Annotated in this window: 11 protein-coding genes; 5 read left to right on the forward strand and 6 right to left on the reverse strand. The window is 63.3% G+C overall.

Features of this window, described 5'->3' with window-relative positions; translation table 11 throughout:
* Positions 1-5: 5 nt before the first annotated feature.
* From ACNI3Q_RS03290 to ACNI3Q_RS03305, 4 genes are all read right to left on the reverse strand, one after another.
* Positions 6-980: an aminoglycoside phosphotransferase family protein gene (locus tag ACNI3Q_RS03290; RefSeq protein WP_426273988.1), complete on the reverse strand. Its 975-nt coding sequence runs from the start codon at positions 978-980 to the stop codon at positions 6-8.
* A complete protein-coding gene (gene tsaE / locus ACNI3Q_RS03295) occupies positions 977-1,420 on the reverse strand; it encodes a tRNA (adenosine(37)-N6)-threonylcarbamoyltransferase complex ATPase subunit type 1 TsaE (protein WP_426273989.1) in 444 nt (147 codons plus the stop codon). The genes ACNI3Q_RS03290 and tsaE overlap by 4 nt, the downstream gene beginning before the upstream one ends.
* On the reverse strand, positions 1,417-3,711 hold the full coding sequence (locus ACNI3Q_RS03300; RefSeq protein WP_426273990.1) for a sensor histidine kinase: 2,295 nt from the start codon (positions 3,709-3,711) through the stop codon (positions 1,417-1,419). Before ACNI3Q_RS03300 ends, tsaE begins: the two co-directional genes overlap by 4 nt.
* A gap of 135 nt (positions 3,712-3,846) precedes the next feature.
* Positions 3,847-7,131, reverse strand: coding sequence for a TonB-dependent receptor domain-containing protein (locus tag ACNI3Q_RS03305; RefSeq protein WP_426273991.1), 3,285 nt, complete (start codon positions 7,129-7,131; stop codon positions 3,847-3,849).
* Positions 7,132-7,703: 572 nt separating this feature from the next.
* Between ACNI3Q_RS03305 and ACNI3Q_RS03310 the strand changes: the two genes are divergently transcribed.
* Positions 7,704-10,700 (forward strand): TonB-dependent receptor plug domain-containing protein, encoded by a 2,997-nt coding sequence (locus tag ACNI3Q_RS03310; protein WP_426273992.1) that lies wholly within the window; start codon positions 7,704-7,706, stop codon positions 10,698-10,700.
* Positions 10,701-10,850: 150 nt separating this feature from the next.
* Here ACNI3Q_RS03310 and ahcY read toward each other — a convergent pair whose 3' ends face one another.
* Together ahcY and ACNI3Q_RS03320 are read right to left on the reverse strand one after the other, a co-directional pair.
* Positions 10,851-12,245, reverse strand: a complete 1,395-nt coding sequence (gene ahcY / locus ACNI3Q_RS03315) for an adenosylhomocysteinase (protein ID WP_426274194.1) — start codon at positions 12,243-12,245, stop codon at positions 10,851-10,853.
* A 151-nt stretch (positions 12,246-12,396) separates the two neighbouring features.
* On the reverse strand, positions 12,397-12,957 hold the full coding sequence (locus tag ACNI3Q_RS03320; protein ID WP_426273993.1) for a YqgE/AlgH family protein: 561 nt from the start codon (positions 12,955-12,957) through the stop codon (positions 12,397-12,399).
* A gap of 23 nt (positions 12,958-12,980) precedes the next feature.
* On the opposite strand from ACNI3Q_RS03320, the gene ACNI3Q_RS03325 reads away from it, so the two are divergent.
* The 4 genes from ACNI3Q_RS03325 (at position 12,981) to ACNI3Q_RS03340 (ending at position 16,577) form a co-directional block, all read left to right on the forward strand.
* A complete protein-coding gene (locus ACNI3Q_RS03325; protein ID WP_426273994.1) occupies positions 12,981-13,934 on the forward strand; it encodes a glycosyltransferase family 2 protein in 954 nt (317 codons plus the stop codon).
* A gap of 74 nt (positions 13,935-14,008) precedes the next feature.
* A complete protein-coding gene (locus ACNI3Q_RS03330; RefSeq protein WP_426273995.1) occupies positions 14,009-14,491 on the forward strand; it encodes a peroxiredoxin in 483 nt (160 codons plus the stop codon).
* 102 nt (positions 14,492-14,593) lie between these two features.
* Entirely contained in the window at positions 14,594-15,046 is a 453-nt protein-coding gene (locus tag ACNI3Q_RS03335; RefSeq protein WP_426273996.1) for a hypothetical protein, read from the forward strand.
* Positions 15,047-15,137: 91 nt separating this feature from the next.
* A complete protein-coding gene (locus tag ACNI3Q_RS03340; protein ID WP_426273997.1) occupies positions 15,138-16,577 on the forward strand; it encodes an AMP nucleosidase in 1,440 nt (479 codons plus the stop codon).
* Positions 16,578-16,615: the final 38 nt, after the last annotated feature.

Below are 16,615 nucleotides of genomic sequence, written 5' to 3' on the forward strand. Positions count from 1 at the left end.
GGCGGTCAGGCACCGGCAATCACGACCGGATCACCGCGAAGCGCCGGCGGGATCACCCGATCGAACCATGCAGCGACAGGGGCCAGCGCAGGATGCGCAAGATCGCGTTCCAGATACGTCCATACGCGGGGACACAGGGTCGGGTAACGCGGCTTGCCATCCCGCTGCCACAGCCGGGTAAAGATGCCGGTGATCTTCGCATTCCGCTGCGCCCCAAGAACATGATAGGCCGCATCGAACGCATCGCCCTCCCCGGTCGCCGCCTTGTACCGCGCCAGCATCCGTGCCTCCAGTTCAGGGCGGACCTCGCGCCGGGCATCCTGCAACAGCGAGACAAGGTCATAGGCCGCATGACCGGCAAGCGCGTCCTGAAAATCGAGCAGGCCCAGCGCCGAACCGCCGGCGGTCAGCATGATGTTCTCTGCGTGGTAATCGCGCAGGACCGTGACGACCGGCGCGGGGTCCAGCACCAGCGGCAACACCGCGTCCCACGCCGCGGCATAGGCGACCGCATCGCCGTCCGCTCCCACCGCCGGGCAATACCATTCGGGCAGCAGCGCGGCCTCCCGCTGATAGACGGCGCGGTCATAGACCGGCACATCGGCCACCCCCGCAGAGCGCAATTCGACGAGCAGATCGACGGCGGCAGCGTAAACCCGCTCTTCCTCCGCCTCTGAATCATCCACGACCGCCCGCATCAGCGCATCGCCAAAATCCTCGATCAGCACGAGCCCGCCCGACAGATCCTCGCTCAGGATGCGCGGCGCGGCAAAGCCGCGTTCCTGCAACCAGCGCGCAATGGCGATGAACGGCCGCGGATCCTCGTGCGGAGGGGGTGCGTCCATCAGGACCGCTGTCTCGCCATCGCGCACGACGCGGAAATAACGGCGGAACGACGCATCGCCGGCCAGCGGCAGGACGGCAGCGCCGGTCCAGCCAGCACGGTCCAGAAACGCATCGGCATGCGGCGGCGGAATCATGGAAAGGGCCATCGCCGTGTCCAACCGTCCGGTACCTTCGCTGTCAAGGCACGCCCGCCGCCCGGTGCGAAATCGAGCATGAGGCGAAGCGCATCGGGCCAGGCGTGCACGCCCGCCCGATCCGGCCATTCGACGATCAGCGCATGATCCTGTCGCGCCTCATCAAGGCCAAGTTCCTCTACCTCGTCGGGATCGTTCAGGCGATACAGATCGATGTGCAGAACGGGCATCCGCACTTCCGGCGGGGCATAGGGCTGGACGATCGCAAAGCTGGGCGACGGCGCCTCCCCGATCAGGCCCAGCCCGGCGAGCAGACCCCGCGCGATGCTGGTCTTGCCCGCGCCAAGGGGGCCTGACAGCGCAATGACGTCCCCCGCCATCACCACATCCGCCAGCGCCCGGCCCAGCGCCTCGCTCGCCGCTTCGTCGGGCAGCATCATCCGCGTGGCAATTCCGCGGTCAGCATCGTGCCCTCGCCCGGCCGCGCCACCAGTTTCAGCGTGCCGCCATGCGCCTCGATCGCCTGACGCGCCAGCGGCAGGGCAAGATCGCCGGACCCCGGCCGCGACGGCATTTCGTCGCCCGGCCCGTCATCGGCCACCACGACCCGCGTCCGCCGGGTCGTGCCGTCCAGATGCAGCAGCACGCGCGCGCCTGATGGCAGGCCGCTGATCGAATGACGCATCAGATGTTCCACCGCCTGACGAACCCGGCGCGCATCGCCGCGGATCTCCCCGGCCGAAGGCTGGATATCGACTTCGACCTGAATACCGCGCTCCGTTGCCAGTGCGGCCACCGCCTCTGCCGCGGCCCGCGCCACCGGCTCCATCGCCATCGGCGCACGTTCCGGCTCCACATCCTGATTGGCGGTCAGGTCCAGCACATCGTCGATCAGCGTGCCCAGCCGGGCCGACGCAGTCAGGATCGAGCGCGTATATTCATGCCCCGCATCGTTCAGCGCGCCGCCATATCCGGCATCCAGCATTTCGGCGAACCCGGCGATGGTGGTCAGCGGCGTGCGCAGTTCATAGCTCATGTTCGCCATGAAATCGGTCTTGATCCGGTCGGCGGTCACCAGCGCCTTGTTCCGTTCCTCCAGCGCCTGTTGCGCGCGCAGGGAATCGGTCATGTCCATCATGGTCAGCAGCGCGTTGCCATCCGGCAGCGGCACAGCGTTCAACTGAAGCACCCGCCCGTCCGCCATGGCCAGCGTGCCGCCGCGCTGCGCGCGCTCCAGCGTCGCGGACTTGACCAGCACGGCAATCAGATCGGCCTGACCCGGCTTGGCAAGCAGCGGGCGCAACTTGGCGGCCAGCATGTCCGCGCGCGGATGGCTCGTCATGGTTTCAGGGTCGATGGCCAGCGTTGCCGCGAACTTGGTGTTCCACAACTGGATACGGCCATTGGCGGCAAACACGCCCAGCGCCTCGGACAGGTTTTCGAACGTTGCCGTGCGCACCCGCAACAGCGTGTCCCGCGCGCTGGCCAGCTGGACCTGCTCCGTCCGGTCCTCGAACACCACCAGCAGTCCGCCATCGGGCAATGGCTGGGCCAGCACGCGCAGATGCGCGGCGCCGGGCAGGTGCCAGCTTTCCTCGATCCCCCCGTCATCGGCCAGAAACCATTCCCGGCGCTCCGCCTTCCAGCTTGGGAAGTCGCGCACTTCGGGCAATCGCTGCGCCTCGCGCATCCGGTCGAGCACGCGGTCGAATTCGGTGCGGTCGGCGAGCCATTCGGGCCGAATAGCGAACATGCGGCGAAACGGCTGGTTACAGAATACCAGTGTTCGGTCAGCAGCAAACTGGGCAACGCCGGCGGACAGGCGATCGAACATCGCCCGCTGCGCCTCGCCAAACCGCTTCAGCGCGCCGCGCGCCTGTTCCAGATCGTCGATGTCGACCGCAAAGCCCGCCGTCATCCCGTCCGCCAGCGGCAGGACCTGGAACCGCAACATCCGCCGCTCACCGCGGATCGTGGCCGGTGCGGCGATGACCACGGGTCTGTTGCCGTCCCGCGCGGTTGCCGCCTGCGCAATGGGCCCTTCACGTCCGCTGACTTCGGCCAATTCGATCTGCCGCGCGACGATGTCCCCCGCGCTGTCGGCATCCACCGCCTCGACATAGGCGCGGTTGACCATCGCCAGTTGCAGGTCGGCAGTGCGCAGCCACATCGGCATGGGCGCCGCGTTGATCAGATCGTTGACCGCGTGGAATGCCGCTCGCCAATCCTCAGCGGCCACCGTCTGCTGACGCAGGGACCGCTGCGCCACGCTGTCATCGTGGAACCAGATCAGCACAGCACCCGGCGTACCCATTGCGACCGGCGAACGATCCCCGGACAGGTTCACGAATCGGTTGCCGTCGCTCATCTCCAGCGACAGTTCAAACGATCGGCCGGACCGCTGGGCCATGTTCACCGCTTCGACCAGTCGAGCGCCCGTTTCGGCACTCCACAGCCGGTCATCCGCGGCCAGCGCCGTCAGCGTATCGGGAACGGCATCCAGACCCAACCGGACGGCAAGCGCGCCATCCGCCTGCAGCCGCCCGTCCATGTCGACCAGCGCCCAGGCCATCGGCGCCGCCGCAATCAGCGCGTTGCTACGCCGGTGTTGGGCAATCAGCAGACGAGCCGACCGGGCGGCGACCAGTCCGCGATGCAGCATGAAGCCGCCGCCGACCAGAACGGCCGCCGCCACACCCCCAGCAATCGCCAAAACACCGCTGTCAAACATCCCGCCACCCTGATGCCACAGCGCGACCGTCTAGGCGAAGGATTTGATCAGGCAACGAGATTTAACCCCGTCGCCAAACAAAAATGGGGGAGCGGACAATGCCCGCCCCCCCAACTACGATAGGATCAAGCTGCTTTAGAAAGCGCCCTGGATCCCCACAAAGGCCATCCGGCCAATCCCGTTCACGGGATAGGCCGAGCTGGCCAGATAGGGCTTTGCGTCCGTAATGTTGTTCAGGCCCAAATTGAGCGTGAACTGGTCATTCGCCTTCAGACTGATGGACGCGTTGTGCACGAAATACTCCCGTGCCCAGCCGGCTGCGCCAAACTCCCTGTCAATTCGTTCGATCTGAATCACCGTCGCCAGTGCCTGTCGTCCGACATACTGAACGGTGTAGTTGAAGCCGAAGCCCTTGTGGCCATAGGTGAACGAACCAAGGCCGGACCATTCCGGTGCCCCCAGTTCATTCAGCCCGGGATTGACCAGCGTGGTGTCGACCGGATCAAAGAACCGGTCGACCTTCTCGGTCCAGTTGCCGCCACCGCGAAGGTTGAAGTTGTGATCACCCAGCGAAAAGGCATAATTGACCGTGAAATCCACACCAGACGTCTCGATCCGGCCAAAGTTCAGCTGCGTCTGACGCAGGAAGTTAAAGCCGAAGGTTGTTGCGCCAGCAGTTGGACCATTGCGTTCGAACAGATCGCAGAACTGATTCGGGAAAGTCACGTTGTCGTAGCAGGTGTTGACAATGTCCTGCGCCGTGACCGCCGCAATCGCGTCCTCGATGCTGATCGAATAATAGTCGGCAGAAATGGTCAGCCCGGGCAGAAAGCGCGGCTGAATAACAGTGCCCGCCGTCCAGGTCGTGGCCGTTTCCTCCTCGAGGGCAGTGTTGCCACCGCTGGTCCCCGAAAAACGAGCGGTCAGCGGGTCGCTATAGCCCGCAATGAACGCTGCGGCGTTGGGGATGCCCAGCGCTGTCGCCTCTGCGATGCAGTTCTGCAGGCGATTGGGGGTGGCGTTTTGGTTGACCACGTCGCACGGATCCGACGGGCGGAATGTCGCACCCTGTGCAGGGCTGAACAGTTCCGCAATGTTCGGTGCGCGAATGGCCCGGGAATAGGTTCCCCGGAACCGAACGTCCTGAATGGGGGCCCAGATGCCGTTGACGGTCCATGTGAACGCACCCCCGATCGTGGAATAATCGGCATAGCGTCCTGCAGCGTCGATCGTCAGTTCATCGAACAGCGGGACATCGGCGAGCAGAGGAATCGAGATTTCACCGAACACTTCCTTCACGTCGAACGCGCCGCCGGTGTTGAACGTTCGGGTGGACGCATCGAACAACAACGACTGGTTAGGCGATACATCGCCGATGAACGTGCCCGCGGGCCCTGCCGGCGATCCTTCCGGCAAAATGCCCAGCTCAAAATCGTTGAAACGCGACGAGGATTCCTCTCGCCGATACTCGCCACCCACGGCGAACTGAACCGGTCCGCCGGGCAGGTTGAAGAACCCGCTGGTGTCGCCCTTGATCGTTGCCGAAACGACGAACTGCTCAAGCCCGAACAGGTCGGTCGTCGGCGTCGTGATGAACGCAACCGCTTCCGGGCTGAGCGAGTTTTCGCCACCCAGAATATTTGCCGGCTTGCACTGCCCATCCCCAGGACGGAACGTGAAATAACCCGGTGCGATGACCGGGAACACTTCACTGCCCGGATAGAGCGAATTGCGGTCAATGTCAGACCGGCAAATCGGCTGTCCATTGGGACCCGTAACCACGTCCAACGCCGCGAACAGCCGGTCATAGAGGACCGAGTTCGACTGGGTGACCGCGCTGTCGGTCCGCCCGTAATTGGCGACCAGTTCGTAATCGAGATTGCTGGTCACTTCGCCGCGCAGGCCGGCCACAACGCGGTAGGTATCGCGCTCTGCCCGCTGGATGTTCGGCCCAAGGTCGAGAAAGTCGCGGCTGACGCGCAGGCCGGCGACGGGATTGCCATTGGCGTCCACGTTCCCCAAAGCATCCTCCGCTGCCAAAGCATCGGCACGCAGCGCAGCGGGAATGAACGGGTTGTCGCTCCTGATCAACAAGCTGTCATAGAACGTGTTGTAATTGTTCCGCGAAACCGTGTTGTTCCGCGCATATTTGGCGTCGAGGAAAAACTCTGCACCGGGCGAGAAATCATAGGTCAGCCGGAGGTTGGCGAAAATGCGCTCGCTCTGCGGCACCAGCGACGTCTGGTTGGTCCGCTCTACCGCGCCATCCCCGCCAAACTGGTTCGAACCCGTCGAGACAACGCCGTCCTCAAAAATCTTTACCCCGCCGCCCGGCGTCGAGACGTAGCAACCGCCGCCGCCGAAGCCGGTAAGACCGATATAGCTTTCCCGGCAATCATTGACGCCGTTGTTATTGATATCAGCGTTGAAGAAGCCGTAGTCCGCGCGGAAGATCAGGCCCTGACCCGAACTGATACCAAACCGGGGGTCCGGCCGGATGACAAAGCTGGGTGCGGCAAGCGCGCGGTTGATCAACGACAGTTCCGCTGCGGTCGGGCTGGTACCCGTCGGAAACAGCTGGTTATAAGCAGCCGTGCCTGGCAACGGGATGACATAGCCGAAAGGCAGGCGCCCCTGCGCCGACGAAAACCGGCCGGCAAAATTCGGCATCGTCGCCGGATCGATATCGCCGCGCTGGAACCGCAGCAGCGGATTTTGATACGTCGTGCTGTTGTTGCCGCGACCATTGTCCCGCGTGAACGGACGATCGCCGAACAAGACCTCTTGCTCCAACGTGTAGCCGGCCGAGAAGGTGATATTGCCGCGACCATCGATAAAATTCTTGCCATAGGTCAGGTCGACCGACTGGCCGCCGCCTGATCCTGAAGTGGCGAAATTGGACTGGGCATTCAGCTGCAGCCCCTCGAAATCCTTCTTGAGGATATAGTTCACCACGCCCGTCACCGCATCAGCACCGTACACGGCGGAAGCGCCGCCGGTCAGCACGTCAACGCGATCGATCAGGGCGGTTGGAATAGTGGACACGTCCACGGTCTGGGATCCGGCGACACCGGATACGTGACGATACCCGTCGACCAGGACCAGCGTGCGATTGGCACCCAGCTGGCGCAGGTCCAGCGTTGCCTGACCGACGCCGCCGCCCGGGCGCTCGATGGAGTCGGCCACAGTCCGCGATGAGATCAGCGCCGGGATCTGGCGCAGTGCAGCGGTCGCGTCCTGGCTGCCGTTCGCAGCGATATCCGCCGACGATATTACGTTGATGGGCGATGGCGCCACAGCGTTCGGATCGCGAGCCAGTCGACTGCCGGTAACGATGATTGCATCGTCAGCAGTATCTGGATCGACCGCAGCAGCGGTATCCGACAGGTCCTGCGCCATAGCGCCTGATGCCAGGACCATGGCAAGACTCGTTCCGACTGCCAGGCGTGCAGCCCGGACCCCTGTTCTCTTGAGCATTGAAACACCCCAAAAATAGTGACTGAGCGATGGCTGGCCCGTTACGCAGCCTGCCATGTTCCCCTGCGCTTGCTCACTCGGGACCGGACGGTTTGCCGTCTTCTGCCCATCACGAAGTGCGATGAAGACAGTATGCTGCACGCCCGCGCAATGTAAACCGGGGCACGCCGTTTCCGATGAGAGCGAGGCGAGCGCGCAACACTGATCGCGGGCCGATCCGTAACAGGACCGGTATATGGTGGCTGGGCATGATGCAGAATGATTTGCGTAACTTGTTCGAAGGCACGCAGCCTGATGTCCCTGCGCACACCGGGAGCACTAAGCGGATAGCGTGATCCCCGATAAGGCATAATCACGCGCCATTGTGGTGTTTCTACAACACCCGCAAACTGTTCTCACACCCTGCCCTGTGGTATACACGTATCAGCGTTGCATCGCCGCGCGGACGGGTAGAGGACGGCTGTCTGCCCGAACCTGGGGTTTTTCGCGTAAGGGGTGCGTTCATGAAAGTTTGTATGCGTTCAGCGTTGCTGGCCGGTTCGTTCCTGGTTCCCGCTTCACTCATCGTCGCTTCGCCCGTCCTGGCGCAGGAAGCCGGGCCGGCTCAGGAAGAAGCCACCAGCCCAGCACCGGAAGACACCGGCGAGGATATTGTCATCACTGGAAGCCGCATTCAGCGCCCGGCGGTCGACAATCCCAACCCCGTCATTTCCTATAGCTCGGAAAACCTGCAGCAGTCGGGCCGGGTCAACCTGACTGACGTGCTGGTTCAGAATCCGGCCCTGCTCGGCTCCAGTACGAGTGCCCAGCAGTCCGGATCGACGGGCGACACCGGGTCCACCGCCATCCAGCTGCTCAATCTGCGCAACCTGGGTACCAACCGGACGCTGGTGCTGATCGACGGGCGTCGTCACGTCGCAGGGGTGCCGGGCACGGCATCGGTGGACATCAACACCCTTCCGACCGAGATGGTCCGCCGGATCGACATTCAGACCGGCGGCGCGTCGGCGGTCTATGGTGCGGATGGCGTGTCCGGTGTCGTGAACTTCATCCTGCGTCGCGATTTCGATGGTGCGGTGGTGCGGGCGCAGACCGGCATTTCCGAAGAGGGCGATGCCGGCAACCGGTTCCTGAGCGTCACGCTGGGCACCAATTTTGCCGAGAATCGCGGCAATGTGGCGCTGTCCTATGAGTGGCGCGACGATGATCGCGTGAACAGCTTTGACCGCGGCCGGGTCGGCGACCCGCGTCGGGCGTTCGGTCTGGTCCGCAATCCTGACGATTTTCCCGATGATCCGAATGTGTTCGACCGGCTGCTGTTCAACGACCTGCGCTATGCCGACAGTTCGCGCGATGGGGCCATCGACCTGGGCTCGATCGATCCGGATACCGGCCAGTTCGTTGTCGGCGGATTCGACGGCGTGCCCGAATTTACCGGTTCGGGCGGCATTTACGACCGGGGTCGGCTGTTGCCTTCGTCGGGTGGCCTGACGCAGGGCGGATCGAGCACGCCGCTGGCCGGGTATCAGGGCGATCTGGCGCCGCAGAACGAGGTGCACAACGTCAATCTGCTGACCAGTTTCGAGGTCTCGCCGGCGCTGCGCCTGTATGCACAGGGCAAATACGCCAAGACGCGGAGCTTCACGATCGCTCAGCCGAGCTTCGATTTCTTCACCTATCTTGAAGCGGACAACGCCTATCTGGTCGATCGCTTCGGCGCGGGAACCCAGGGTGCCCTGATCTCGCGCGACAATTTCGATTTCGGCATCCGTGGCGAGCGCTCCGTGCGCGAAACGTGGCGCGGTGTCGTCGGTGCGGACGGTCGCCTGAGCGACAATGCCACCTATGACATCTATTACACCTACGGGGTGACCGACAGCGAATTCCTGTCGACCAACTACCGCGTTACAGACCGTTATCTGGCGGCGCTGGATGCAGTTCGGGACCCGGTTTCCGGCAACATCGTCTGCCGCTCGACGCTCAACCCGAATGCAGCGCCGTTCCAGCTGGATTTCGGGTCCGTCCAGTTCCCGGGTTTCCAGACGTTCACGCCGGGCGCAAACAGTGGCTGCCGGCCGCTGAACGTGCTGGGCGACGGTGTCGCTGATCAGGCCGCTCTGGACTTCATCAACGTCGACCTGGTCAACACGTACAAGGTGCAGCAGCACGTTGTTTCGGGATCGATCAGCGGCGATTTCGGTCAGTTCTTCGAGCTGCCGGGTGGGCCGATCCGGTTTGCCGTGGGCGGCGAGTACCGCAAGGAAATCAGCGATTTCGTCCCAGACCAGTTCGTCCAGGACGGCGTCCTTGCCGATTTCTCGCAAACCTCGCCGGTCGGCGGCGAGTTCGACGTGAAGGAGGTTTTCGCCGAGCTGAGCGCGCCGCTGCTCCGCGATGTTCCGTTCGCGCAGCTGCTCGAATTGAACGCCGCGATCCGTCTGTCGGATTATTCGACGGTAGGGCGCACGGATACCTGGTCCTTCAGCGGCATCTATTCGCCGATCGACGATATCCGCATCCGGGGCACCTATTCACAGGCCGTGCGCGCCCCGAACATTTCCGAGCTGTTTTCGCCGGTCAGCGGCACGTTTTCGTTCATCGACGATCCGTGCGACCCGGAGAACATTCCGGAAGGGACCGAGTTCCGGCAGGCGAACTGTACCGCCCTGCTCACCTCGCTTGGCATCAATCCGGCAACCTTCAGCCCGACGACCGATCCGACGGCCACGGTCAGCCTTCCCGGCCGTGTCGGTGGCAATGCCAATCTGAGCGAGGAAACGGCCCGCACCTGGACTGCCGGTGTCGTGCTGCAGCCAAGCTTCATTCCCGGACTGGTCGTCACCGCCGACTGGTATGACATTCAGCTCAAGAACGCGGTTCGGACAGCGACGGCGCAAGAGCTTGTTGATCTGTGTGTCGATCAGCCGACGTTGGACAATGAGTTCTGCGACCGCGTCGGACGATCATCTGGCACTGGTTACGTGAACGACTATCTGCTCGGACCGCAAAACGTTGCGGCGATCAACACGGCTGGTCTGGACGTGCAGGTCAATTACAATTTCGAGGTTGCCAATATCGGCAATTTCAACCTGCAGGTCGTTGGCAATTACCTGAACAAGTTCGATTTCGAACCAACCCCGGGTGCCGCGATCGAAATCAGCAAGCTGACCGTCGGCTATCCGGAATATTCGGGTACCGCGGACCTGACCTGGTCGAACGGAGCGCTGATGATCAATTATGGCCTCAATTTCTTCAGCAAGACCCGCCGGTTCACCGACGATCAGATCGCAGCCCAGCCCGACATCTCCGATCCGCAATACTTCTTCTATCGGGAGAAGTGGGAGCATGACGTGCAGGTTGCGGTCAATGTTGAGGAGAATTTCCGCTTCTATGCCGGCGTCAACAACCTGTTGAACGACATTGGCGACGTGGCATCGGTCAACCAGCCGTACAGCTTCCTTGGCCGGTACTTCTACGCCGGTGCGCGGATCGCCTTCGGCCCGAACCAATAAGCCGGGACACCCGGACCGGAAGGGCGCGTGGAGCGATCCGCGCGCCCTTTTCGTTAGGCGCTGCCAAGATCAAAAGGCGTATGCGCAAGAAAAAGGGGGCGCCCCGGCCGAAACCGGGACGCCCCCCTTTTTTTGTCGCTATTGCGCGGATCAGTAGCGGTAATGATCCGGCTTGAACGGGCCAGCCTGCGGCACGCCGATATAGTCGGCCTGCTTCTGGCTGAGCTGCGTCAGCTTAACGCCCAGCTTTTCGAGATGAAGCGCCGCCACCTTCTCATCCAGATGCTTGGGCAGGACATAAACTTCGTTCTTGTACTGCTCGGGCCGGGTGAACAGCTCGATCTGCGCCAGCGTCTGGTTGGTGAAGCTGGCCGACATGACGAACGACGGGTGGCCGGTTGCGTTGCCAAGGTTCACCAGACGACCCTTGGACAGGATGATGATCTGCTTGCCATCGTCGAACTCGACCAGATCGACCTGCGGCTTGATCTCGGTCCACTTGTAATTGGACAGGGCCGCGATCTGGATTTCGCTGTCGAAGTGGCCGATGTTGCACACGATCGACATGGGCTTCATCGCCTTCATGTGATCGGCGGTGATGACGTCGGCATTGCCGGTCGCCGTCACGAAGATGTCGGCGCGCTGCACCGCTTCTTCCATCGTCACGACCTCGAAACCTTCCATCGCCGCCTGCAGCGCGCAGATCGGGTCGATTTCGGTGACGAGGACGCGCGCGCCGCCATTGCGCAGCGACTGGGCCGAACCCTTGCCAACATCCCCAAAGCCGGCGACGACGGCGACCTTGCCGGCCAGCATCACGTCGGTGCCGCGACGGATCGCGTCAACCAGCGATTCCTTGCAACCATACAGGTTGTCGAACTTAGACTTGGTGACGCTGTCGTTCACGTTGATCGCGGGGAAGGGCAGCTCGCCCTTCTTGGCGATGTGATACAGGCGATGGACGCCCGTAGTGGTCTCTTCCGACACGCCCTTAATGTTCTTCACCGTCTCGGTGAGGTAACCGGGCTTGCGAGCTATGAATTCCTTCACCGCGCGCTGCATCTCGACCTCTTCCTCATTTTCCGGTTCGCCGAAGCTGTGGCCGGCCTCAAGCTTGGCGCCCCACAGCGCGAACATGGTGGCATCGCCGCCATCGTCCAGGATCATGTTGCAGGTTTCGTCGCCCCAATCGAAGATGCGGCCGACATAGTCCCAGTAATCGGCCAGGCTCTCACCCTTGACCGCGAACACCGGGATGCCGGCGGCGGCAATGGCGGCGGCGGCGTGATCCTGCGTGGAAAAGATGTTGCAGGTTGCCCAGCGCACATCAGCGCCCAGCGCGGTCAGCGTCTCGATCAGCACGGCGGTCTGGATGGTCATGTGCAGCGAACCGACGATCTTCGCGCCCTTCAGCGGCTGCGAAGGACCGAATTCCTCGCGCAGCGCCATCAGGCCGGGCATTTCGGTTTCGGCGATGTCGATTTCCATCCGGCCCCAGTTGGCAAGGCCGATATCGGCAATCACATAATCCTTGGCGGCGTCGATCGTCGCGGTGGCCACAGTCAAATCTCCTGGTCGGCAAAAAGGGCACAGCGCCTCCGCCATGCCGTCTGCCAGCCCCGATACAGGGGGACGAGGGCGAACGCAATCGCCGTATAAAGAATCCTTTATATCCCCGTGATCCGACCGGCGGGAATCAGGCGTTGCCCCCGCCGGGCGCCAGCAGTCGCGGGTCGATCCCCGCCCGCTCGAACCCGTTCGTCCATCGGATTTCGGCCGGCATGTCGAACACGATTTCGGTATCGCCGCCGACATTGAACCAGCCATGGCGGGTCATCTCGTCCTCCAACTGCCCCTCGCCCCATCCGGCATAGCCAAGCGCGACCAGCCAGCGAGACGGCCCCCGCCCCTCTGCAATCGCCCGCAGCACATCAACGGTGCCCGACAGCGCCCAGTTGCCCGCAACATCGATCGTGTCCTGCCCGCTCCAGTCCAGGCTGTGCAGCACGAAACCGCGTCGCAGCTCGACCGGCCCGCCGAAATGGACGGGCCCGTCGGGGCAATCGCGCGCCTCGATCTCCAGCTGATCGAACAGGTCGTACAGCGACAGCCCCTCGATAATCGCGCCGATGCCGATGCCCAGCGCGCCTTCATCATTATGCGCGCACATGGCGATCACCGCCTGTTCGAAGCGGGGGTCGCCGATGCCCGGCAGGGCCAGCAGCAACTGGCCGACAAGATAGGGTGGCGCCTCCATGACGGCCGACTATAGTGCGCCGCATGGCAAACCCAAGCCCGCCCGCTGTTTCCGTGATCGTTCCGGCATATGGCGTTGCGGATATGGTCGGCGAAACGCTTGCCTCGCTGCAGGCGCAGACGCTGACCGATTGGGAGGCGATTGTGGTGGACGACGGCGCGCCGGACGATGTTGCCGGTGCCGTTGCCCCTTTTCTGGCCGATCCGCGCATTCGGCTGCTTCATACCGATAATGGCGGACTTGCCCTGGCCCGCAACCGGGCGATTGCGGCGGCGCGCGCGCCCATCCTGTCGTTGCTGGACGGCGACGACCTGTATGAGCCGGATTATCTGAGCGCGATGCACGCGGCGCTGATCGCCGACGATCGGCACGGTTTTGTCACCTGTGATGCGACCTATTTCGGAGACTCGCGGGACGGAGAGCGGTTCACGGATTATTTTCCGCAGGTCCTGCCGATCACGCTGGACCGAGTGCTGGCCCGGCAATTCTACGTCTTTGGCGCGGGGATGTTTCGACGTTCCGCTTTTGATGCGATCGGCGGGTTCGACGCTTCGCTTCGTTCGGCGGAGGATCTGGATTTCTGGGTTCGGATCCTGTCGGCCGGGTTCAGCGGCGGGTATGTGCCCCGGCCCCTGCACCGCTATCGTCGTCGATCCGCCTCCCTGTCGCGCAATTCGGCGACGCTGTTCCGGTATGAAGCTGCCGTGTATCGCAAGGCGCGGGCGGCGCTGACCGGGCGGCCGGAGGAAGCGACCGCGGCACGCATGGCGGCGTTGATCGAGCAACGGCTGGCCCGGGCGGAAGGGGAATCGCTGATCCTTTCGGGGGATACGTCCGCTGGGCTGGCCCGGCTGAACGACGGGCGCATGGCGGACGAGTCGCTGAAATGGCGGATTACCATGGCGCTGATGACGATGGTCCCCCCGCTCGCGCGGCCGATCCTTTCTGCCCGGGCACGCAACAATCAGCGGCCATGATGGTTCGCCTTTCAATGTCGCGCCATGCATCCTAGATCACGCGCGCATTCGCACCATCAGAGGAGGAACACGTCATGAGCATTCAACCCGGCGACAAGCTGCCCGACGTCACGCTGATCAAGGCGACCCCGGACGGCCCGGACGCCGTCCAGTCCAGCGACTTCTTTGCCGGACGCAAGGTTGCGCTGTTTGCCGTTCCCGGCGCGTTCACCCCGACCTGCTCGGCCAAGCACCTGCCCGGTTATCTGGAACAGGGCGATGCGTTGAAGGCCAAGGGCGTCGATGAAATCGCCTGTGTTTCCGTCAACGACCCGTTCGTCATGGGCGCCTGGGCCAAGGCGAACGAGGCGCAGGGCAAGGTAACCATGCTGGCCGACGGCAATGGCGAGTTTGCGAACGCAATCGGCCTGACCATGGACGGTTCGAAGTTCGGCCTGGGCATACGCAGCCAGCGTTATTCGATGATCGTCAATGACGGCGTCGTGGAAGCCCTTAATGTCGAAGCGCCCGGCGAGTTCAAGGTGAGCTCGGCAGAGCACCTGCTCGAAACATTGTAATTTCCCGGTCGCCCCCGCAACGACCCTTGCGGGGGCGCACCTTATGGTGGAACCATCGCCGCCTGACAGTCGTTCCTTGTCCCGAACTCACGGAGGATTGCGATGACGACAGATAGCGGCCCGGACGCGGCCACCAAGACCGCCAACGCCAGCGATATTGCCGTGCCCGCCAAAAAGGCACCGGCGCGCAAGCCCAGTGCAACCAAGACCGGCACCGCGGCGAAAACGGCGGCCACCAAGGCGCCGACGACGCGGAAGCCCGCCTCCAGCGGTACCGCGGCAAAGACCACGGCGTCATCTGCAAAGCCCAAGACCGCAACCAAGCCCAAGACGGCCGCTGCCAAGACCAGCCGCAAGAAGAGCGAATCCGCCGTCGAAAAGACGGTCAAGGCGGTGAAGGCCAACCCCGGCACGATCGCTGCCATCGCCACCGGCGCTGCAGCCGCGGTTGCCGGTGCAATCTTTGGCGCGACCAAGCTGCGCAGTAAGGGCGCGAAGACGGGCGGATCGTCGAAGGACGCATCGCCCGCAAAGGATAGCAAGTCGGACGTCTGACCACCGGCGCCCGGTTTGAAAATGCCACGGATGAAACGATCCCTCGGCGACGGTCTTGTCAGGTTCACATTGTCGGCCTAGCCCGGTCGGCATGAGACAGGCATCAGAGATCGTCGCCGAGCTGGAACGGCTGTACCAGCAATCCGTCCGCAATCTGAAGGAAGCGCTGACCCGCTACCTGGACGATGCGACCGTTCCGGCGCCCGGCGTGCGGACGGACGGCAGTTTTGCCTATCCCGAAATACGCTTGACCTATCACGGCGAGGATCAGCAGCGGCCGGCACCGCTCCGGTCCTTCGGCCGCCTGAGCGAATCCGGCGATTACCGCATCACGGTGACCAAGCCGGCGGTGTTTTCCGATTACCTGACCGAACAGCTCGATCTGCTGATCCAGGCGTATGACGTCGATATCGATGTGGGCCTCAGCCAGCAGGAAATCCCATTTCCCTATGTGCTTGACCCGGGCCATGCGCTGAGCCTGGATCAGGTGTCGGCCATCGAGCTTGCCCGCCATTTCCCGGCGACCGAACTGGCGCATATCGGGGACGAAATCGCCGACGGCATCTGGGACGACGGAACGGGCGTCCGCCCGCTTGCCCTGTTCGATGCGCTGCGCACGGATTTTTCGCTGGCCCGCCTGCGCCACTATACCGGGACGCCGGCCGAGCACGTTCAGCACTATATCCTGTTCACCAACTATCATCGCTATGTCGATGAATTCGTTCGCTGGGCCTGCGATCAGTTGGGACCGGACAGCCCCTATACCGGCGTATCCGCGGCCGGCGGGGTGATGATCCGGGCGGGGGATGATCCGGAACGACTGGTCAGTGACAGCGCATGGCGGCGACATCAGATGCCGGCCTATCACCTGATGGCCCCCGGCGGCACGGGCATCACGCTGGTCAATATCGGCGTCGGGCCATCCAATGCCAAGACGATCTGCGATCACCTGGCGGTGCTGCGTCCCCATGCGTGGCTGATGATCGGCCATTGCGGCGGCCTGCGCCCCAGTCAGCGCATCGGCGATTACGTGCTGGCCCATGCCTATCTGCGGGACGACCATGTGCTGGACGACGTGCTGCCGCCCGAAATTCCGGTTCCGGCGATTGCGGAGGTACAGCAGGCCCTGGCCCGCGCGGCACAAACCGTATCGGGCGAGGATGGCGAAGAGCTGAAGCGTCGCTTGCGCACCGGTACCATCGTCACGACCGACGATCGAAACTGGGAACTGCGCTTTTCGAAATCGGCTCTGCGCTTTTCATTGAGCCGCGCGGTCGGCATCGACATGGAGTCGGCAACCATTGCAGCGCAGGGTTTCCGCTTCCGCGTTCCCTATGGCACGCTGCTCTGCGTGTCGGACAAGCCACTGCATGGCGAACTGAAGCTGCCGGGCCAGGCGAACCGCTTTTACGAGCGCGCCATTGCCGAGCATCTCAAGATCGGCATCGAAACCTGCGAAGAGCTGAAGCGTGAGGGGTCAAAGCTGCACAGCCGCAAGCTGCGCGCATTCAACGAGCCGCCGTTCCGCTGACACCCGCCGCGCCCTCCCCGGACGGGAGGGCGCGTGCC

It is taken from the genome of Sphingomonas eleionomae (assembly GCF_049889035.1).
Taxonomy (GTDB): Bacteria; Pseudomonadota; Alphaproteobacteria; order Sphingomonadales; family Sphingomonadaceae; genus Sphingomonas.

Coding starts and splice junctions, on each gene's coding strand:
- tsaE (WP_426273989.1), bottom strand. CDS start 1,420: ATGATGCTGCCCGACGAAGCGGCGAGCGAGGCGCTGGGCCGGGCGCTG.
- ACNI3Q_RS03300 (WP_426273990.1), bottom strand. CDS start 3,711: ATGTTTGACAGCGGTGTTTTGGCGATTGCTGGGGGTGTGGCGGCGGCC.
- ACNI3Q_RS03320 (WP_426273993.1), bottom strand. CDS start 12,957: ATGGAGGCGCCACCCTATCTTGTCGGCCAGTTGCTGCTGGCCCTGCCG.
- ACNI3Q_RS03310 (WP_426273992.1), top strand. CDS start 7,704: ATGCGTTCAGCGTTGCTGGCCGGTTCGTTCCTGGTTCCCGCTTCACTC.
- ACNI3Q_RS03290 (WP_426273988.1), bottom strand. CDS start 980: ATGATTCCGCCGCCGCATGCCGATGCGTTTCTGGACCGTGCTGGCTGG.
- ACNI3Q_RS03340 (WP_426273997.1), top strand. CDS start 15,138: ATGAGACAGGCATCAGAGATCGTCGCCGAGCTGGAACGGCTGTACCAG.
- ACNI3Q_RS03330 (WP_426273995.1), top strand. CDS start 14,009: ATGAGCATTCAACCCGGCGACAAGCTGCCCGACGTCACGCTGATCAAG.
- ACNI3Q_RS03305 (WP_426273991.1), bottom strand. CDS start 7,131: ATGGTCCTGGCATCAGGCGCTATGGCGCAGGACCTGTCGGATACCGCT.
- ACNI3Q_RS03335 (WP_426273996.1), top strand. CDS start 14,594: ATGACGACAGATAGCGGCCCGGACGCGGCCACCAAGACCGCCAACGCC.
- ACNI3Q_RS03325 (WP_426273994.1), top strand. CDS start 12,981: ATGGCAAACCCAAGCCCGCCCGCTGTTTCCGTGATCGTTCCGGCATAT.